General features: G+C 63.7%; 18 protein-coding genes and 1 pseudogene. 10 read left to right on the top strand and 9 right to left on the bottom strand.

Translation table 11 applies throughout. The annotated features are described in order from the left end of the window. The first annotated feature begins 141 nt into the window (after window positions 1-141). From KRZ98_RS15390 to KRZ98_RS15380, 3 genes are all read left to right on the top strand, one after another. Window positions 142-315 carry a hypothetical protein gene (locus KRZ98_RS15390; protein WP_217674327.1) on the top strand — a complete coding sequence of 58 codons (174 nt, stop codon included), beginning with the start codon at window positions 142-144 and terminating at the stop codon, window positions 313-315. Window positions 316-324: 9 nt separating this feature from the next. Next, window positions 325-1,203, top strand: coding sequence for a LysR substrate-binding domain-containing protein (locus KRZ98_RS15385; protein WP_217674326.1), 879 nt, complete (start codon window positions 325-327; stop codon window positions 1,201-1,203). A gap of 94 nt (window positions 1,204-1,297) precedes the next feature. Next, complete coding sequence (locus tag KRZ98_RS15380; protein WP_217674325.1) at window positions 1,298-2,455, top strand: GGDEF domain-containing protein; 1,158 nt, start codon at window positions 1,298-1,300, stop codon at window positions 2,453-2,455. Window positions 2,456-2,479: 24 nt separating this feature from the next. Here the strand turns inward: KRZ98_RS15380 and KRZ98_RS15375 are convergent, their stop codons facing one another. Then, a complete protein-coding gene (locus KRZ98_RS15375; protein WP_217674324.1) occupies window positions 2,480-3,151 on the bottom strand; it encodes a glutathione S-transferase family protein in 672 nt (223 codons plus the stop codon). A 185-nt stretch (window positions 3,152-3,336) separates the two neighbouring features. On the opposite strand from KRZ98_RS15375, the gene acs reads away from it, so the two are divergent. Continuing rightward, a complete protein-coding gene (gene acs / locus KRZ98_RS15370) occupies window positions 3,337-5,280 on the top strand; it encodes an acetate--CoA ligase (protein WP_217674323.1) in 1,944 nt (647 codons plus the stop codon). Window positions 5,281-5,302: 22 nt separating this feature from the next. Further along, a complete protein-coding gene (locus tag KRZ98_RS15365) occupies window positions 5,303-5,815 on the top strand; it encodes a cytochrome b (protein ID WP_217674322.1) in 513 nt (170 codons plus the stop codon). 75 nt (window positions 5,816-5,890) lie between these two features. On the opposite strand, the gene KRZ98_RS15360 is transcribed toward KRZ98_RS15365, so the two are convergent. Together KRZ98_RS15360 and KRZ98_RS15355 are read right to left on the bottom strand one after the other, a co-directional pair. Further along, window positions 5,891-7,099 (bottom strand): FAD-dependent monooxygenase, encoded by a 1,209-nt coding sequence (locus KRZ98_RS15360; protein WP_217674321.1) that lies wholly within the window; start codon window positions 7,097-7,099, stop codon window positions 5,891-5,893. Window positions 7,100-7,194: 95 nt separating this feature from the next. Further along, window positions 7,195-8,286 (bottom strand): branched-chain amino acid aminotransferase, encoded by a 1,092-nt coding sequence (locus KRZ98_RS15355; RefSeq protein WP_217674320.1) that lies wholly within the window; start codon window positions 8,284-8,286, stop codon window positions 7,195-7,197. A gap of 138 nt (window positions 8,287-8,424) precedes the next feature. Between KRZ98_RS15355 and KRZ98_RS15350 the strand changes: the two genes are divergently transcribed. Together KRZ98_RS15350 and KRZ98_RS15345 are read left to right on the top strand one after the other, a co-directional pair. Next, entirely contained in the window at window positions 8,425-9,444 is a 1,020-nt protein-coding gene (locus KRZ98_RS15350; protein ID WP_217674319.1) for a low specificity L-threonine aldolase, read from the top strand. After that, window positions 9,437-10,336: a DMT family transporter gene (locus tag KRZ98_RS15345; protein ID WP_217674318.1), complete on the top strand. Its 900-nt coding sequence runs from the start codon at window positions 9,437-9,439 to the stop codon at window positions 10,334-10,336. The genes KRZ98_RS15350 and KRZ98_RS15345 overlap by 8 nt, the downstream gene beginning before the upstream one ends. A gap of 21 nt (window positions 10,337-10,357) precedes the next feature. On the opposite strand, the gene pheT is transcribed toward KRZ98_RS15345, so the two are convergent. From pheT to rpmI, 5 genes are all read right to left on the bottom strand, one after another. Continuing rightward, on the bottom strand, window positions 10,358-12,775 hold the full coding sequence (gene pheT, locus KRZ98_RS15340; protein ID WP_217674317.1) for a phenylalanine--tRNA ligase subunit beta: 2,418 nt from the start codon (window positions 12,773-12,775) through the stop codon (window positions 10,358-10,360). After that, entirely contained in the window at window positions 12,772-13,863 is a 1,092-nt protein-coding gene (pheS, locus tag KRZ98_RS15335) for a phenylalanine--tRNA ligase subunit alpha (protein WP_217674316.1), read from the bottom strand. Before pheS ends, pheT begins: the two co-directional genes overlap by 4 nt. Before the next feature lie 67 nt (window positions 13,864-13,930). Then, on the bottom strand, window positions 13,931-14,545 hold the full coding sequence (locus KRZ98_RS15330; RefSeq protein ID WP_217674315.1) for a LysE family translocator: 615 nt from the start codon (window positions 14,543-14,545) through the stop codon (window positions 13,931-13,933). Between the two features lie 219 nt (window positions 14,546-14,764). After that, window positions 14,765-15,127, bottom strand: a complete 363-nt coding sequence (gene rplT, locus KRZ98_RS15325) for a 50S ribosomal protein L20 (RefSeq protein WP_006952270.1) — start codon at window positions 15,125-15,127, stop codon at window positions 14,765-14,767. Between the two features lie 13 nt (window positions 15,128-15,140). Continuing rightward, window positions 15,141-15,344, bottom strand: a complete 204-nt coding sequence (gene rpmI / locus KRZ98_RS15320; RefSeq protein WP_004208916.1) for a 50S ribosomal protein L35 — start codon at window positions 15,342-15,344, stop codon at window positions 15,141-15,143. A gap of 175 nt (window positions 15,345-15,519) precedes the next feature. Between rpmI and KRZ98_RS15315 the strand changes: the two genes are divergently transcribed. Continuing rightward, window positions 15,520-17,682 (top strand): AsmA family protein, encoded by a 2,163-nt coding sequence (locus tag KRZ98_RS15315; protein ID WP_217674314.1) that lies wholly within the window; start codon window positions 15,520-15,522, stop codon window positions 17,680-17,682. An 18-nt stretch (window positions 17,683-17,700) separates the two neighbouring features. On the opposite strand, the gene KRZ98_RS15310 is transcribed toward KRZ98_RS15315, so the two are convergent. Further along, window positions 17,701-18,510 (bottom strand): inositol monophosphatase family protein, encoded by an 810-nt coding sequence (locus KRZ98_RS15310; RefSeq protein ID WP_217674313.1) that lies wholly within the window; start codon window positions 18,508-18,510, stop codon window positions 17,701-17,703. 65 nt (window positions 18,511-18,575) lie between these two features. Here KRZ98_RS15310 and KRZ98_RS15305 point away from each other — a divergent pair. Together KRZ98_RS15305 and KRZ98_RS15300 are read left to right on the top strand one after the other, a co-directional pair. Then, a pseudogene (locus KRZ98_RS15305) lies at window positions 18,576-18,997 on the top strand (VOC family protein). A gap of 49 nt (window positions 18,998-19,046) precedes the next feature. Next, window positions 19,047-19,283 (top strand): hypothetical protein, encoded by a 237-nt coding sequence (locus KRZ98_RS15300; RefSeq protein WP_217674312.1) that lies wholly within the window; start codon window positions 19,047-19,049, stop codon window positions 19,281-19,283. The last annotated feature ends 4 nt before the right edge of the window (window positions 19,284-19,287 follow it).

Genomic DNA, 19,287 nt, shown 5'->3' with positions numbered 1-19,287 from the left:
GTCCTTGTCGCTTCCGTAACGAGATAGGAAACGCCAGAGCCAGAAAAAGGGGGCAGGCCCGAAACGAATGGCACAAAAAAAGGGCCGACCCAAAGGCCAGCCCGGAAAGTTTTAGGAGAGGATGCCTGAAAGGCACCTCCTATGTGCAGCGCGGCAGACTTTATTGCAAGTGCGAAAAGAAAAGAGGAGTTGCAGAAAATGCATCTTGCCATTTTGGAGATTTTCCTGCTCAGTGCGGTCAGGATGCTTGGGACCGGCTGGCTCTGCGATCGACAAAAAGAGATGATGCGACGCAGCGCACCGGCTTCGGATTAGTGATTAGAGATGCGCAGACTGCCGCCACTTACGGCCCTGGAGGCCTTTGTTCAGGTAGCGCGCCTTGGCTCGGTCAAGGCGGCGGCAGAGGAACTCGCGCTCTCGACTCCAGCACTCAGCCGGCGCGTTCAGGCGCTCGAACGCTTCATCGGTCGCCCCCTGTTCGACCGCAAGCATCAGGCGCTGGAAATCAATGCCGAGGGCCAGAGACTGCTTGACGATATCGCCCCGGCCCTCGATTCCCTCGCCCAGGCGCTGGAAAATATCCAGAGCGGCGGCAACCAGCTGCGCCTGCGGCTGGCGGTCATGCCGTTGTTCGCAACGCAGCGGCTCTTCCCCCATTTGGGCGCGCTGCGCACGCTGCACCCGCAATTGCACATCGACATCGAAACGACGCCCTATGCCGTCGCGCGGCTGGGCGAAGGGTTGGACGCGGCGATCGTGCTGTCAAAGGATATTGATGCAGCGCTCTATGCGCATGAACTGGACCATGACGAAGTCTATGCCATCGGCGCGCGATCTCTGCTCGAACCGCCTCATGCGCTGACATCACCAGGGGAACTGGCCCAACATACCGTGCTGCTGCACCGTGACATGCCATTGGCGTTCGATGCATGGAAGGAGGCTGTCAGCCTGCCCGACCTGCAACCGCTGGCGACGGACAATTATGATTCAGGCCAATTGATGCTGGAGGCCGCCGCTCAGGGGCTTGGGGTCGCCTTCATGCACGCCAGCCATTTCAAGGAAGCAGCCGATAGCAGGCTGGTCCGCCTGTTCCCGATCAGGGTCGAAAGCCCCTATCGCTATTATTTCGTCTGCCGCCCCCGCGCGCTCCAGACCCGCGCCGTGCGCATCTTCCGCGACTGGCTGGTAACGGCTGATATTTGACAATGGGCTTTGCCCATTCGTGCCGCACCGGCCCTCACAGATTTTTCTCTCTCTTGCCTCTTAACCTTGTTTCGCGACCGCCGTTATAGCCAACATGACTGGGGCCATTTCACCTTCCGCTAGCCCGCAACATGGGCTGACCGACCGACTGGCACGATGGGCGAAAGGCCTGTCGGGCAAGCCTGATGAGGAGGCAACCGCGGAAGATCAGCGACCCCGTCCCGGCTCCGCATCCAACCGCGAAGTGAACCGCCGCCGCCAACTCTATGGCGAGATTGGCGACTTTCTGTTCGCCCATGATCTGGACCTGACGCCCATCAATTTCAGCGTCGCGCTCGACTATCTGACCGGTGCGAATATCGGCGTGGAAAAGGCGATCAAGGCCGTGCTGATGGAGCGCGGCAAGATCACCAACGGCTGGATCGAATCAGTCGCCGCCGATCAGCGGGCCGATGAAGTCACGCCCGATTCGCTGGCCACGATGCTGGACAAGGTCGAGGAAAACCTGACCCAGTTTACCGGCCTGATGCACGAATCGCGCAATTCGGCGAAGGATTATGGCGCCGCTTTGCAGGAACAGGCCAAGGGGTTGGCCGAGGGCAGCGATGCCGAACCCGTGCTGGCGCGTCTGGTGGGCCTGACCCGCTCAATGGTCGAAAAGACCCGGCTGGTCGAAACCCAGTTGCGCGACAATCAGAAGCAAACGCAGGCGCTAAAATCCAGCCTGGAAAATGCCCGCCGCGCTGCCGAACATGACCATCTGACCGGCCTGCCCAACCGTCGCGCTTTTGAAGGCGTGCTGCGGGAGGAAGTGAAGCTGGCGCAGGATAATGGCGAGACGCTGTCAGTCGCCTTTTGCGACATCGACCATTTCAAGCATGTCAACGATACCCATGGGCATGACACGGGCGACCGGGTGCTGAAATTTGTCGCCGGGCTGCTCGCCAAAGCGTCCGACGACCATTGTCACGTCGCCCGCCATGGTGGCGAGGAATTTGTCATGCTGTTCCGGGGCAAGACCGCCGCTGAAGCGTGCGAAGCCGTGGACGCGGTGCGTGAAGACTTGGCCACCCGTAGTCTGGTCAACCGCTCCAATGGCGAACGGATGGAACGGGTCAGCTTTTCCGCCGGCGTCGCCAATGTGCTGGCCTATGACGACCCCCGCAGCGCCCTCAAGGCCGCCGACCGCGCCCTCTACCTGGCCAAGGAACATGGCCGCAACCGTGTCTATCTGGCGGCGGAGACGGATTGAAAGGGAGACGCGCTTTAGCGTCCCTTAAAAATCCGGCTTCTCATAATGGGGCGGCGGAGTGATAACCTCCATCCGTTCTGACAGGAGCGGCCGGAATGACGGGCGGGATTTGAACCCCGCATACCAGCGCCGCACCGGCTCATGCCCCTGCCAGTCGATGCCGCCCAGATAATCCGCCACAGACAGATGCGCTGCCGCGGCAATATCGGCGAGGCTCAGCGTACCGCCCGCCATCCAGCTGCGATGGTCGAGCAGATAGTCCATATAATCCATATGCACATTCGCCCGCTTCATCGCCTCGCGCAGGATGCGGGCGTCGGGCGGGGCGCGCTCAGTCAGGCGTTTCTTCATCCGCTCGTGCAACAGCGGGCCGACCACATCACCATAGAAATTCTGGTCGAAAAAGGCGGTCAGCCGCCGCACTTCTGCCCGGCCGGCCGCCGTACCGGAGATGAGCGGGAATTTCTCCACCGTCTCCTCGAAATACTCGCAGATCGCCTGGCTGTCGATCAGGGTAATGCCCTTGCTCTCCTCCACCATCACCGGCGTGGTGCCGGCCGGGTTCAGATCGAGAAATTCGTCGCGCATCAACCAGGGCGATTCGCGCACCAGATCATAGCCTACGCCCTTCTCTCCCAGCAGCAGGCGGACCTTGCGTGAGAAGGGGCAGAGCGGAAATTGATAGAGAAGCCACATAGGCGATTCCTGTTAGGCGTGCCTGCGCGCTGGGGAAAGCGGCAAAATGCGGAACGGTCGATCAAGAGCTTCGGTCATATCGACCAAAAGGATGATGATAAACGGCATGAACAGCGCTTCCGGTCGCGACATCAGGACGTTAGAAGGCCAGTCAAACAACGGTTTCGCTACGGAAAGGATGCCCGATGTCTGACGATTTTTTCCCGGTGCCGGAGGATTGGGCCAAAAATGCGCTGATGGACAAGGCCGCCCGCGCCGCCGACTATGCCCGATCGATCGACGATGCCGACGCCTATTGGCTGGAACGGGCGCAGCGTCTCGACTGGATCGCGCGCCCCACCCGCGCGAATGAAAGCAGCTTTGCCGAAGCCGATTTCGGCGTCAAATGGTTTGCCGACGGGGTGCTGAACGTCAGCGCAAACTGCATCGACCGCCATCTGACGACCCGCGGAGACCAGACGGCGATCATCTGGGAACCCGATTCGCCCGACGCGCAGCCGCGCCGCTACAGCTACGCGCAGGTCCATGAGCAAGTATGTCGCTTCGCCAATGTGCTCAAAGCTGCGGGCGCAAAGAAGGGCGACCGCATCACCCTCTATCTGCCGATGATCCCTGAGGCTGCCTTCGCCCTGCTCGCCTGCGCGCGGATCGGCGCGGTCCACAGCGTCGTGTTCGGCGGCTTTTCCCCCGAAGCGCTCGCTGGCCGCATTATCGACTGCGATTCCACGCTGGTGGTGACCGCGGACGAAGGCCGTCGCGCGGGCAAGGCGGTGCCGCTCAAGGCCAATGTCGATGCAGCGCTGAAGGATTGCCCCAGCGTCAAGACGGTGATCGTCGTGCAGGCGACCGGCGGCGCGGTGACCATGGCACCGGGTCGCGACCTGTGGCTGCATGAGGAAGCAGCCAAAGTCTCCCCCGACTGCCAGCCCGAACCGATGAATGCGGAGGATCCGCTGTTCATCCTCTACACGTCGGGATCGACTGGCAAGCCCAAGGGCGTGCTGCACACGACCGGCGGCTATCTGCTCTGGGCGTCGCTGACCCACGAACTCTGTTTCGACTATCGACCTGGCGACATCTACTGGTGCGCCGCCGACATTGGCTGGGTCACCGGCCACAGCTATATCGTCTATGGCCCGCTGGCGAACGGCGCGACGACGTTGATATATGAAGGTGTCCCCAATTACCCGACGCCCGCCCGCATCTGGGAAGTTGTCGACCGGCATCAGGTCCAGACCATCTTCACCGCCCCCACGGCGCTGCGCGCACTGATGAAGGAGGGCGACGAATTCGTCCATTCCACCAGCCGCGCGTCGCTGCGCCTGCTCGGCACCGTCGGTGAGCCGATCAACCCGGAAGCCTGGCGCTGGTATCACAGCGTTGTGGGCGAAGGGCGCTGCCCGATCATCGACACATGGTGGCAGACAGAAACCGGCGCGGCGATGATCGCGCCGACACCGGGCGCGACCGATCTCAAGCCCGGCTCCGCCACCCTGCCGATGCCCGGCGTGGTGCCGCAGATCGTCGATGCGGAGGGCCAAGTGCTGGACGGTGCGGCCGAAGGGAATCTCGTCATCGCCCAAAGCTGGCCGGGCCAGATGCGCACCGTCTGGGGCGATCATGACCGCTTCTTCCAGACCTATTTCACCACCTTCCCCGGCAAATATACTACCGGAGACGGCGCGCGCCGCGACGCGGACGGCTATTATTGGATCACCGGCCGGGTGGACGACGTCATCAACGTGTCGGGCCATCGCATGGGCACGGCGGAAGTCGAAAGCGCGCTGGTGCTGCATGAGAGCGTCGCCGAAGCCGCCGTCGTCGGCTTCCCCCACGACATCAAGGGTCAGGGTATCTATGCCTATGTGACGCTCAACGCGCATGAAGAACCAAGCGACGAGTTGCGCAAGACGCTGGTCAAATGGGTCCGCACCGAAATCGGGCCGATCGCCACGCCAGACGCCATCCAGTTCGCGCCGGGCCTGCCCAAGACCCGGTCGGGCAAGATCATGCGCCGCATCCTCCGTAAAATTGCGGAGGGCGAAGTGTCGGCGCAGGCGCTAGGGGATACCAGTACGCTGGCCGATCCATCAGTTGTCGACAATCTGGTCGCGAACCGGCAGGGTTGACACCTAAGCCCAAGGAGTTGCCATGGACCGCTATACCTCTGCCGCGCGCGCCCTGCACTGGATCATGGCGGTCCTGATCATCGTCAATCTGGTCCTTGGTATCGCTCATGACGCGCTGCCCAAGGACTGGGCGGTGATGCCGGTCCACAAGTCGATCGGCTTGACGGTACTGGCGCTCACGCTGGTACGATTGGCTTGGCGGATCGGCCACCGCCCGCCGCCGCTCCCCGCCGCCATGCCCGGCTGGGAGAAAGCGGCGGCGCACGCCACCCATGTCGTCTTTTACGCATTCATGATTCTGGTGCCGCTGACTGGCTGGATCATGACATCGGCAGGCACGCGCCCGCTCAACTGGTTCTTCCTGTTCGACGTGCCCAAATTCGCTGTGACCAAAGGCGATGTCCTGGCCGACATTTCCGGTGAGGGGCATGAAATCATGGGCTTCGCCTGGGCCGCGCTGATCATCGTCCACATCGCCGCCGCGCTGCGCCACCATATCGTGCTGAAGGACAATGTGCTGCGGCGGATGATGTAGCGGCTATTGATCGTAAGCTGACAGTTCGGCTTTGGTTTCCCTACCGCTTGCGGGAGGGGCTGTTCCTAACCGTAACTAAACCATCTCGCCCGTCAGCAACCGCGGCAACGCGCCCGACTGCCCGCGCGCTTCGGCCATGAACCGCCCTTTCAGCAGCGAGGTCCGCTGCACCGCCGCCAGCCCCGCGCGCCGCGCCAGCGCGGGCAACCGGCCCGGCACATCGAACAGCCGCACCAGCCCGTCCATCGCCACGCTGACCGACAGCGAATCCAGACTGCGCCAGCGCTGATAACGTTCCAGCAACTGCGCATCGCCCGGATCAAGACCCAGCCGCTTGCCCTCCACCAGCACCTCGACGAGCGCCGCGACATCGCGGAAGCCCAGGTTTAGCCCTTGCCCTGCAATCGGGTGGATTGCATGGGCGCTGTCGCCGACCAGCGCCAGCCGCGTGTCGGTGATCCGCGCGGCATGGTGAAAACCTAAAGGATAGGAGGATCGCGGCCCGGCCAGACTAATTTCGCCAAGGAAACCGCCGATCCGCTTCTGCGCTTCGGCCAGCCAAGCGCGCTCGGACAATTTGAGCATCGCGGGCGCTTGTTCCGTTGGCACCGTCCATACGATTGCCGATCGTGTGCCGGGCAGCATCGGCAGCAGCGCGAACGGGCCGCCCACATAGAAAATCTCATAGGCCGTGTTGGCGTGCGGCACCTCATGGTCGATCGCGCTCACCATGGCGGTATGCTTATATTGCCAGCGTGTGGTGCGGATGCCCGCGGTTTCGCGCGTCGGGCTGTTGCGCCCCTCCGCCGCGACCAGCAGCGCGCCCCGAATCGTCGCCCCACTCGCCAGCGTCAGCGTCACGCCATCAGCATTGCGATCGACATGGATCGCGCGATCAGGCTGGAAGCGGGTGAGACGGCTCGCCCCCGCCGCCGCCTGCGCCAGAGCGATGCGCAGGTCGCGATTGGGGATCATCGTCCCCATCACACCATCGTCGGCGTCCGGCACGAAATCGAGCGCCCCCGGCTCCAGCCCGTCGCTCACCCAGATGCGATCGATCGGGCAGCCCTTCCCTTCCAGAAAGGGCGCGACCCCGATCGCCGAGAGCATCGCGAAACTGGTCGAACTGATCGCCGACACGCGGCCGTCAAAGCCGGTGGCAGTGGTATCCACCGGATCGGCGGGGTCGATCACGGCACAGCGCACGCCATGGCCGGAAAGGGCGATGCCAAGGGTCAGGCCGACAAGGCCGCCACCCAATATCACGACGTCGAAGCGTTCCATGCGCGTTGTCTAGGCGCTAGGGGTGCGATTGGGAAGCGACCTGAACCAAATACCATTCTGCTCCCGCTTGCGCGGGAACACACAGCGCCCAAATATCAAATCGTCCGCACCCATCCCGCCGGATCGGCCACCGTGCCACGCTGAATACCGGTCAATTCTGCCCGCAGCGTTTCGGTGACGATGCCGCCATCGCCATTGCCGATGGTGAAGTCGCCATCCACGCTCTTGACCGTGCCGATCGCGGTGACGACTGCCGCGGTGCCGCAGGCGAACGCCTCGCGCAGCTTACCGCTGGCCGCGTCGGCGCGCCACTGGGCAAAGCTGTAAGGCTCTTCGCGCACGTCATGCCCCTTGGCGCGGGCTAGGGTGATGATCGAATTGCGGGTGATGCCGGGCAGGATGGTGCCGCCCAGCGGTGGGGTGACGATCGACCCGTCGTCCATGACGAAAAAGACGTTCATGCCGCCCAGTTCCTCGACCCACTTATTTTCCGCCGCATCCAGAAACACGACCTGATCGCAGCCATGGCCGATCGCTTCCTTCTGCGCGACCAGCGATGCGGCATAATTGCCGCCGCATTTGGCCGCGCCCGTGCCACCGCGCGCCGCGCGAGTGAAATGTTCCGACACCCACAGGGTCACCGCTTTCTTGCCGCCCTTGAAATAGGCACCAGCGGGCGAGGCAATGACGCAGAAAATATACTCATTCGACGGTCGCACGCCCAGAAACGTCTCGCTCGCGAACAGGAAGGGGCGCAGATAGAGGCTGCCCTCCCCGCCCGGAATCCAGTCGGCGTCGATCTGCACCAGCGCCTCGACCGCCTCCAGAAACACATCCTCCGGCAAAGCAGGCATGGCCAGCCGCTCAGCCGATTCGATGAAACGGCGCGCATTTTCCTCCGGGCGGAACATGGCGATGCTGCCATTATCCAGCCGGTATGCCTTCATCCCTTCGAAGATTTCCTGCGCATAATGCAGCACGGCGCAGGCCGGGTCGATCTGGAACGGCTCACGCGGGCCGACCGCATAGCTGTGCCAGCCCTGCCCTTCGGTGTAGCGGATCGTCACCATATGATCGGTGAAAATCCGCCCGAAACCAGGGTCCGCCAGCAATACCGCACGCTCGTCCGCCGACACAGCCTTATGGCTTGGGGTGACGATAAAGCGCGATGTCTGCTCGACGTCCATAGTCTGTCTCCTTGGGTTGGACGGCGAGCCTATGTCACAAATAGCCGCGCGAAACAACGTCAACTATACTGACCAATCAGGCCATTGTGCCGATGCTGGCCCCTTGGCGCTCCCCTGTCCGCCCGCTATCGCCGTGCAATGCACTTTTTTTCCGACAATGCGACCCCGGTCTGCCCGCAGGTCATGGCAGCAATGGCAGCGGCCGACCGCGCCGACCATGGCTATGATGGCGACCAGTGGAGCGCCCGGTTGGACGGCGCTTTCTCCGCTTTGTTCGACACGCAAGTCCGCGCGCTATGGATCGCCACGGGCACGGCCGCCAACAGCATCGCGCTCGCGACGCTCTGCCCGCCCTATGGCGGGGTGATCTGCCATGAGGAAGCGCATATCGTCGTCGACGAATGTGGCGCGCCCGGCTTCTTCACCCATGGCGCCAGCCTGATGACGCTGCCGGGGGATGGCGCAAAGCTCACCCCTGAAGCGGTCAGCGCGCGCCTGGCGACGATCCGTCCGGATGTGCATCAAATACCCGCCCGCGCGATCAGCATCACCAACGCCACCGAATATGGCCGCGTCTATGCCCCCGATGAAGTTGCCGCACTGGGCAACATCGCGCGCACCCATGGCCTCGGTTTCCACATGGACGGTGCGCGCTTCGCCAATGCGGTGGCGCATCTGGGCTGCGCGCCTGCCGATCTGACATGGCGCGCCGGCGTCGATGCGCTCAGCTTTGGCTGCGTCAAAAACGGCGGAATGATCGGCGAAGCCTTGCTCTTCTTCGGCCCGGAAGCGGATGCCCGCGCCGCTGAGGCCGCCCGCTGGCGCAAGCGGTCGGGCCATCTTTTCTCCAAGGGCCGCTATCTCGCCGCGCAAATCCTGGCGATGGTCGAGGGTGATCTGTGGCTGGCCAACGCCCGTGCCGCCAATGCCGCCGGGCGAGCACTGGCGCAGGCCGTGCCGGATCGCCTGCTTCACCGCGTGGAAGCGAATGAGCTTTTCATCCGCCTGACCGCGCAAGAGGTTGCAACGCTGCGCGAGCAAGGCTTCGATTTCTATGAATGGGGCGAAGGGGCCGCACGGCTGGTCACCAACTGGTCGCAGGACGCCGCCAACGTCGCGCCGCTCGCCGCCGCATTGCGGGCGCTCGACCATGGCTGAACCCGGTGCCAGGGGCGGCATCCTCTTCCCCTTCCTGCTCGTGACCCTGATCTGGAGTTCGACCTGGATCGTCATCCGCGACCAGATTGGCAGCATCCCGGCAAGCTGGTCGGTCTGCTATCGCTTCGCGCTGGCGGGGGTCGCTATGGCCGTCTTTTGCCGGATGCGCGGCGTGTCGTTGCGGATCGGTGGCGCAGGGCTGGTCTTTGCCGCCTTGCTGGGGACGGCGCAGTTCGTCCTCAATTTCAACTTCGTCTATCGCGCCGAACTCACGCTGACATCGGGCGTTGTCGCGGTGATCTACGCCATGCTGCTCATCCCAAACTCCATCCTGTCCTTCCTGATCTTTCGCCAGCCGGTCGGCCGCGCCTTCATCGCCGGGTCGGCGGTGGCGATGACCGGCATCGCGCTGATGCTGACCCATGAATATCGCGCCGCCGACATCGCGCCGGGTGACGTGCTGGTGGGTGTCGGCTTCGCTGTCGCCGGACTGCTGAGCGCGTCTGCCGCCAATGTCATGCAGGGGATGGAGATTGCCCGCCGCCTGCCGATGATAGCCGTGCTGGCCTGGGCAATGTTGATCGGCGCAGCGGTGGACGCAGCCTATGCGTTTGCCACCGTCGGCCCGCCAGTGGCCGAATGGCGCGCGGGTTACTGGCTGGGCGTCGCCTGGCTGGGGCTGGCCGGGTCAGTTGTCACCTTCCCCCTCTATTTCCGCCTGATCCAGCGCATGGGCGCGGGCCGCGCCGCCTATACCAGCGTCCTCATCCCGATCATCGCGATGCTGATCTCCACACTGGTGGAGGGCTACCGCTGGACCGGCCTTGCCGCCGGTGGTGCCTTGCTGGCGATCGCAGGCATGGCCATCGCGCTTCGGGCGAAGGCGGGGTAATTCCCCCGCCCGCGCGTCGGTTCAGCCCCGCAACACCCCGCCCAACTTCTGCACCGCCTTCACGATCGCCGTGCTGATCGCGTCCAGCTCTTCCTGGGTAAAGCTCTTCTCGCCCGGCTGGAGCGTGACTTCGATGGCGAGTGACTTGCTGCCTTCGTCCACGCCCGGCCCAGTAAAGACATCGAACAGGCGCGCGTCCACAATCGCCTTCTTGTCCGCGCCCTTCACGGCCCGCACCAGCGCATCGGCCTCAACCGTGTCAGCCACCACAAAAGCAAAGTCGCGCTTCACCGCCTGCAAGGCAGGCGGCGCATAGGGCGGGCGCATGAAGCCAGTCTTGCGCTTGCCCGGTATCGCGTCGAGGAAGATTTCCCCCGCCACCACCGTGCCGCTCAGGCCGAATTGCTTGGCCAGTCCCGGATGCAGCACGCCATATTCGGCCAGCACCACCTTCGGCCCCAGCCGCAACGTTCCCGACTGGCCGGGATGATAGGCCGCCGATGCTTCGCCGAAACTCTGGAGATTGGCGACCGGCGCGCCCGCAGCCGCCAGCAGCGCCATGATGTCAGCCTTGGCATCATAGGCGGTAAAAGCCTGCGCCTTGCCCCCCTGCCAGCTGCGCGACTGTTTCTCACCCGCCAGCACGAAGCCCACGGTCGCCCGCTCACCCTGCTTGAAATAGCGCCGCCCTAGCTCGAACAATCGCACCGACGCCGCGCCGCGATCCATATTGCGGCGGCTGGCCGACAACAGGCCGGGCAGCAGCGAAGGCCGCATGACCTTCAGATCCTCCGAGATCGGATTGGCCAGCGTCCACTGCCCCCCGCCCACCGAAGCGGCTTCCTTCTCCGACAGGAAGGACCAGTTGATCGCCTCGGCCAGCCCACGTGCCGCCGCCGTCCGCCGCACCCGTCGCTCGACCAGCTGCTCCGCCGTCGCGGTCGGACGGGCAACACCCGGCATACGCGGCAACGGGGTGGACGGCACATGCTCCAGCCCGACGATCCGCACGACCTCTTCGACAATGTCGGGCCAGCCATCGACGTCGCGCCGCCAGCTTGGCACAGTGATCGACCAATTGCCCGGCACGATCACCGGCACGCCATCCTCATAATCGGTGCGGTTTTCCTGCCCGCCCACGACAAAGCCCAGACTCTCCAATATGCGCTTCTGCTCGTCCGCCGCCACATAGACGCCCGCCAGCGTCAGGCACTGGTCGGGGGTATAGTCCACGATCTTGGGCGTCACTGGCGGCGCGCCCGCGCGGGTCGCCTCGCTGGGCGTGCCGCCGCACAGATGCACCACCAGGCTGGTCGCGATCGACAGCCCATCGTCCAGAAAGGCCGGATCGACCCCACGCTCGAACCGCCCGCGCGCATCTGAGGTCAGGGTCAGCTTCTGCCCCGTCATCGCGATCCGTTCGGGCGTGAAGTAAGCGCATTCGATCAGCACGTCGGTGGTGCCGTCCTGCGCGCCCGAATGTTCGCCGCCCATGATGCCGCCAATGTCATGCACGGCTTGATCGTCGGCGATGACGGTCATCGTCTCATCGACCGTATAGGTCTTGCCGTTGAGCGCCAGCACCTGCTCGCCCGGCTTGCCCTTGCGCGCCACCAGCCCGCCCTTCAGGCTTGCCATGTCATAGACATGCAACGGCCGACCCAGATCGATCATGATATAGTTGGTGATGTCCACCAAAGTGCTGATCGGCTTCTGCCCGATCGCCTTCAGGCGCTTGGCCATCCATTCAGGCGACTGGCCATTGGTCACGCCGCGCACGGTCCGCGCGAAGAAAGCCGGGCAGCCTTCCGCATCCTGCGTCCGCACGTCCGGCCCCGGACCCACGCCCGCAATCTCCGGCACGATGATGGCGTTCAGCGTCCCCAGCCCTGCCGCCGCCAGATCGCGCGCGATGCCGCGCACGCCCATGCAATCCTGCCGGTTGGGCGTGATCGACACGTCGATGACCGGATCATTGAGGCCCGCCCAGTCGGCATAGACCTGCCCCACCGGCGCGGCTGCATCCAGTTCGATGATGCCGTCATGATCGTCGCCCAGCTCCAACTCGCGGGTGGAACACATCATGCCGTTGGATTCGACACCGCGAATGGCAGTCTTTTTCAGCACCATGCCGTTGGCAGGCACCACCGCGCCCTCGGTCCCGAATACGCCGACAAGGCCCGCGCGCGCATTGGGCGCACCGCACACGACCTGTAACGGCGTGCCGTCGCCATGATCAACGGTCAGCACCTGCAACTTGTCGGCCTGCGGATGACGCTCGGCGGTCAAGACCTTCGCGATCTTGAAGCCATCCAGCTTCTCCGCCGGATTCTCGACCCCGTCGACCTCCAGCCCGATGGCGTTGAGCGTCTTGAGGATCGTGGGCAAATCCGCATCCGTCTTGAGATGCGTCTTGAGCCAGCTCAGGGTGAACTTCATGCGCCCACTCCCCCGCTCAGCGTGGGCACGTCCAGCGCCGAAAAACCATAATGTTTGAGCCAGCGCAGATCGCCGTCGAAGAAGGCCCGCAAGTCGTTCATCCCATATTTGAGCATGGCGAGCCGGTCGACCCCGGTGCCAAAGGCAAAGCCCTGCCATTCGTCCGGGTCCAGCCCGCACGCCTCGATCACCCGCCGGTTGACCATGCCGCTACCCAGCACTTCCAGCCAGCCGCCATCGGCCGCATCGCCGTCCCCGCCGATCACCCGCTGGCCATTCACCAGCGTGTATCCGACATCGACCTCGACAGAGGGTTCGGTGAAGGGGAAGTAGCTGGGGCGCAGCCGCAGGACGATATCCTCGCGCTCGAAAAAGGCTTTGAGGAATGTTTCCAGCGTCCATTTCAGATGCCCCAGCGTGATCCCCTTGTCGATTACCAGCCCCTCGATCTGGTGGAACATTGGCGTGTGGGTCGCATCTGAATCGCTGCGATAGACGCGGCCTGGCGCAATGATGCGGATCGGCAGCTCCTGCGACATCATCGTGCGGATCTGCACCGGCGAAGTATGGGTACGCAGCAGCATCCGCTTCTGCCCCTCCTCATCGGGAAAGTAGAAAGTATCGTGCATGGCGCGCGCCGGATGCGTCTCAGGAATGTTGAGCGCGGTGAAATTATGCCAGTCGTCCTCAATTTCCGGTCCGGTCGCGACCGAGAAACCCAGATCAGCGAAGATTTCTGCCAGCTCGTCCATCACCTGGCTGACCGGGTGAACGCTCCCCTGCGGCCCCAGATCGGCGGGCAGCGTCATGTCGATCTTCTCAGACGCCAGTCGGGCGTCGAGCGCCGCCTGCTCCAGCGCCGCCTTCTTCGCGGCGATCGCGGCAGTGACGGCTTCGCGCAGATCCTGGATCGGCGGGCCTTTTTCCAGTCGCTCGTCCGGCGACATGCCGCCCAGCGTCTTGAGCAGGCCGGTAATGACTCCGCTCTTGCCGAGCGCGCCAACGCGCAACGCCTCCACTGCGTCCAGCGTGTCGGCGGCGGCAATGTCGGCAATCAACCCGGCTTTCAATGCGCTAATCTCTGTCATCTACTGTCATTCCTGAGGAGCGGAAACATAGGCGCGCCTTAGCGAGGCGCGCCGTGCAAGGGAAGGCTTACGCCCGCGCGCCCAGCAAAGCGCCGCCAAAGCCGATGAACATCACGCCGGTCGCCCGGTTGAACAGGCGCTGGCGGTTCACCGGCGCCAGCCAACAGGCCAGTTTGATCCCGCCCAGCGCATAAGCAGCCTGCCAGCCCAACTCGATCACCACGAAACTGATCACCAGGATTGCCAGCTGCGTCCCGAACGGACGACTGGGGTCGATGAACTGGGGAAACAGTGCGGCGGCAAAGATGATCAGCTTGGGGTTGGACAGGCCGGTCAACAGCCCGGTCAGATAGAGCGCGCGGTCCGAACGCCTGGACGCCACGCCACCAACCCCGCCAACCGGCGCGCGCCAGGCCTTGATCCCCAACCAGACCAGATAGGCAACGCCCGCGTAACGCAGCACGTCGAACAGGCGTGGCGATGCCTTGAGCAATGCCCCCAGCCCCAGCGCCGAGGCGATCAGGCACAATAACACCGCGCTCATCAGACCCGCCATCGTCGCCAGCGCTCGACGCGGGCCATGAGCGATGCTCTGCGTCATCACATGCAGCATGTTCGGCCCCGGCGTGGCGGAGATCAGGAACACGGCGGTAACGTAAAGCCACCAGAGATGCAGCGACATGGGGTTGGTCCTTTGGATGAGCCTCCCTCCACCGTTTACTTAGAGCGAAGTCGAGAAGCGCATAGTGCAGTGTTGGGGTTTGGCTTCGCCGAACTTGGCTGTGCCTTTTTTCTCGACTTCGCTCGAAACGAACGGGGGTCAGTCAAATTCGCAACAAACAAAAAGGGCGCCGGAAGCATCTGCCCCGGCGCCCTTTTGACGATCTTGCGACCGACGGCCTTATGCTGCGGGCAGCGCAGCCTTGGCTTGGGCGATGATGGCGCTAAACGCCTCGCCTTCGTGCATCGCAATGTCGGCCAGAACCTTGCGGTCCAGCTGCACACCGGCGAGCTTGAGGCCATGCATGAATTGCGAATAGGTCAGGCCTTCAGCGCGGACACCCGCGTTGATGCGCTGGATCCACAGGCCACGGAAGCTGCGCTTCTTGACCTTGCGATCGCGATAAGCGTACTGGCCAGCCTTTTCGACCGCCTGACGGGCGACGCGGATGGTATTCTTGCGACGGCCATAATAGCCCTTCGCCTGTACCAGAAGCCGCTTATGCTTGGCGCGGGTGGTTACACCCCGTTTGACACGTGCCATTGTCCCTTACTCCTTACTTGAGGCCGTAGGGCGCCCAGAGGCGGACGTGAGCCACGTCGGCATCGGACAGCACGGAAGTACCACGGTTCTGGCGAATATATTTGGCGTTGTGGCTGATCAGACGGTGACGCTTGCCAGCGACGCCGTGCTTGACCTTGCCGGAAGCGGTGAATTTGAAGCGCTTCTTCACACCGCTCTTGGTCTTGAGCTTGGGCATTTTCGTCTCCTTTGCGTAGCGCGACGATTACAGACAGCCCCGGCAGCCCTAGTTAGCCGGGCGGTCCCACTGAATATCGCGAAGGGCGCGCATAGGCGGGTGGGCAAGGAAAGGCAAGCGATTCGCACATGGCGCGCTTCGGAGCCATTTCGCCCGCCGGGGCGTTGAGGCCGCCATGGTCGATGGTGATGCGCAGATTTCGGATAGCCCGGCCCACGTGCCCCGCGAAGGCTATCGCGCCCATGCGACCGCGCTGCGCGAACACTGGCGCAGATTGCCATGGCCCGTGCGCCTCCTTCTGGGCATCATTGGCTTTCTCTTCGCGATCTGGCTGATCCTGTTCATTACCAAGGGGCGCTTCCTCAAAAGCCCGTTCGAACAGATATTGGGCAATCGGCTCCAGCGCGAAGTCCGCGTCAGCGGCGATTTCCAGCTCTATTTCGCGCCGATCAGCATCAAGTTCCGGGCGGAGAAGGCGCGCATCACCAATCTGGCCTGGGCGAGCCAGCCCGACCTGTTCCGCGCCGACCTGATCGACGCGCGGATCGCGCCGATCAGCCTGATTTTCGCCGACAAGGTCCGACTGCCCTGGCTGGAGCTGCGCAATGGCGCGGTCGATCTGGAATGGTCGCGCGACCATAAGCATAATACATGGACGCTGGGCGATCCCAAGGCGGACGGCAAGCCGATGGTGTTCCCCCTGATAACCCAGGCCAGGCTGGCAGGCACCACGCTGCGCTACCGCGATCCGCGCCTGCAACTCAATGCCGACATCGGGTTCGAGACGGTCCGGGCGAAGGATACGCGCTTTGTCAGCGATATACGTCTGTCCGGCACCGGCACTATGCGAAACAAGCCGTTCACGCTCAAAGGCAGTTTGCTCTCTCCCAATGCCACGGTCTCGCGCGGCAAGAACAGCCTGCAACTGCGCGCGCAGGCGGGGGCGACGGTCGTGGACGTTACCGGCACACTGCCCGGCGCGACGCAGTTGGAAGGCAGCGACCTGCGTCTTGTCACCCGCGGTCCCAACCTTAGCCTATTGTTCGATTTCCTGGGCGCAGCCATTCCCGACACGCGGGCCTATCGCTTCACATCGGCCCTGATCAAGGTCGGCGACGAATGGAGATTTACCAAATTGCAGGGACGCTTTGGCGCCAGCGATCTGGCGGGCCGCTTCACCGCGTCGCTTCCCAATGGCCGCCTGTTGCTCAAAGCCGACCTGTCGACCCAAACGCTCGACATCGTCGATGCCGCGCCTTTCTTTGGCTATGATCCCGAAAAGATCGAGAAGCAGGGCGCCGCTGGCGCGATCGAGACGGTGCAGGGCACGCCGCGCCTGCTGCCCGACACGCCGCTGCGGGTCGAGGCGATCCGCAATTTCGACGCCAACGTAACCTACAGCGTCAAGCGCGTCCGGGCCGAGCGCGTCCCCATCTCCGACATCGCCCTGACCCTGAAACTCGACCGCAGCCTGCTCACCCTCTCACCGCTGACCTTCGACATGTCGGGCGGCCATGTCGCGTCGGACGTAGAGATCAACGCGCGTGGCACGCCGGTCAGGACCAGCTACGACATTCGCCTTGCCCCCACGCCCATGGGTAGGTTGCTGGCACGCTGGGGTGTCGAACAGTCCGGCACGACGGGCATGATCAAGGGCCGGGTGCAGATGAGGGGGATGGGCGAAACGCTGCATGATTCGCTGGCGACCGCCAATGGCCGTATCGCTGTGATCCTGCCAGCAGGCACCATGTGGGCGCGCAACGTCCAACTGTCTGAACTCGACATCGGCACCTTCGCGACCAAGATGTTTGCGGGCAAGCTCAAGGATCCGGTGCAGATCAATTGCGGTCTTATCGCCTTCACCGTGCGCAATGGCGTGGCGGCCGCCGACCCGATCCTGATCGACACGAAGAAAAATGTGATGATCGGGCGGGGCGGCTTTTCCTTCCGCAACGAAAGCCTCGACATCGCTTTCCGCGCCGACAGCAAGAAGATCAGCCTTTTCTCCGGCCAGTCGCCGATCGGTATCAATGGCTATTTCGCCCGTCCCGGCATGTCGGTCATCAGCCCCGAGCTGTTGGCGCGCGGCGGTGTGGCCGCGGGACTGGCGGTCGTGGGGACGCCACTGGCAGCCGTCATTGCCTTTGCCGATGTCGGCGACGCCAAGGGTGCGGCGTGCGGCCCGATCCTGTCCGGTGCCAATGCGATCGCCCAGCGCACCAAGCGCGGCAATCCGCGAAACGATGTCGGCCAGGGCACGACGGCAAAGGATGAGAGGGGCAAGGGCAGCAAAAGCGAGCAGAAACGCCAGGACAAGAAGTTTCTGGGGATTTTCTGACCGCCCTAACCCTGTAACTTAATGGCTGTGACCATGCGCAGCGTTCGCCATCGCCTCCAGCACATCTTCCAGCCGCGCCGGATCGCCCAGCGCCAGCACATGGCCGTCGCTATCGGCAGTCAGCGGCTCGCCATGCCAGTCGCACATCAGCCCGCCAGCGCCCTCGACCACCGGCACCAAAGCCGCGAAATCATAGGATTGCAGCCCGGATTCGATTACGATGTCGAGGAAGCCCGACGCCAGCAGGCCGTAATTATAGCAGTCCCCGCCATAGACCGGCCCCTGCCGCGGCGATCCGCCGGAGACCGCCGCGACCAGCGCCATATAAGGCGGCACGTCGTCATCATCGAAGAGGTGCGGGCTGGTCGTCGCAATGCCTGCGCCCTCGATCGCGCGGCAGGCGCGGGTGCGGATCGGCTGGCCGTTGAAGGTCGTCGGTTGCCCCGCCATCCCGGCCCAGCGTTCTTTGGCGATCGGCTGGTCGATGATGCCGATGGTCGGCCACCCCCCTTGCGTCAGTGCAATCAGCGTGCCGAAGATCGGTCGCCCGGCGATGAAACTGCGGGTGCCATCGATCGGATCGAGAATCCATACCCGATCGGCATCCTCGCGCACCGATCCATATTCCTCGCCAATGATGCCGTCGCCCGGCCGCTCTTTCTCCAATATCGTCCGGATCGCGGCCTCCGCCGCGCGATCGGCTTCCGTCACCGGCGATTTGTCCGCCTTATATTCCATATCATAGCGGGCGCGGAAAAAGGGGCGGATCGCCGCGCCAGCGGCGTCGGCAAGGCGGTTGGCAAGGGCCAGGTCATCGCGGGTGGTCATCCCCTTCGCCTAGCGGCTGCGCGGCCGTTGCGCTAGACTGCGCCTCTATGGAGAAGGAGGGAAAAATGCCCGGTTCGCCTGTAATCCCATGCCTGCGCTATGCCGACGCCCCTGCCGCGATCGACTTTCTGTGCGACGCCTTCGGTTTCGTGCGCCACGCCGTCTATGCCGATGATACCGACCCGACCGTCATCCACCATGCACAACTGGTGCTGGGTGCCGGCATGGTGATGCTGGGCAGCGTGCAGGATATGGCCACTGAACGCTCTACACCTGGTCCACCGCGCGCGACCTGGGTGGGATCACCGGATGCGTCTATGTCGTGGTGCCCGATGTCGATGCCCATTGCCTCCACGCCCGCAATGAAGGCGCGGTGGTGGTCGACGAGCCGCGCGACAATGACGGTTATCCGGGGCGCGGCTACAGCGCGCTCGACCCGGAAGGCAATGTCTGGAGCTTTGGCAGCTACGATCCCTGGGCCGCTTAAGCCTTCGGCAACCTCGCGGGGTTAAGACTCGCGGGCAAAGGAGTTGCCCATGGCGCTGATTGGCTGGTTCCTGAGTTTTGTCGCCCTGTTCGCGGGCCTTGCGCTGCGGCAGGACATGCCGGTCGGCGGCGCTGCCACCCTGTCCAACCTGCTGATCGCGCTGGCGGTGCTGGCCTGCCCGATGGTCTGGCAGGGCAAGCCGCTCGGCATATCGCGCGGCCAGCGTGTCGTGGCCGCGCTGATCATGATCCTGTCCATGCCGCTGATATTGCTACCAGCGGCCTGAACCT

It is taken from the genome of Sphingobium sp. AS12 (assembly GCF_019097845.1).
GTDB lineage: Bacteria > Pseudomonadota > Alphaproteobacteria > Sphingomonadales > Sphingomonadaceae > Sphingobium.
Note: the sequence above shows the minus strand (reverse complement) of the source record. Positions and strands in the feature narration are given on the sequence as shown.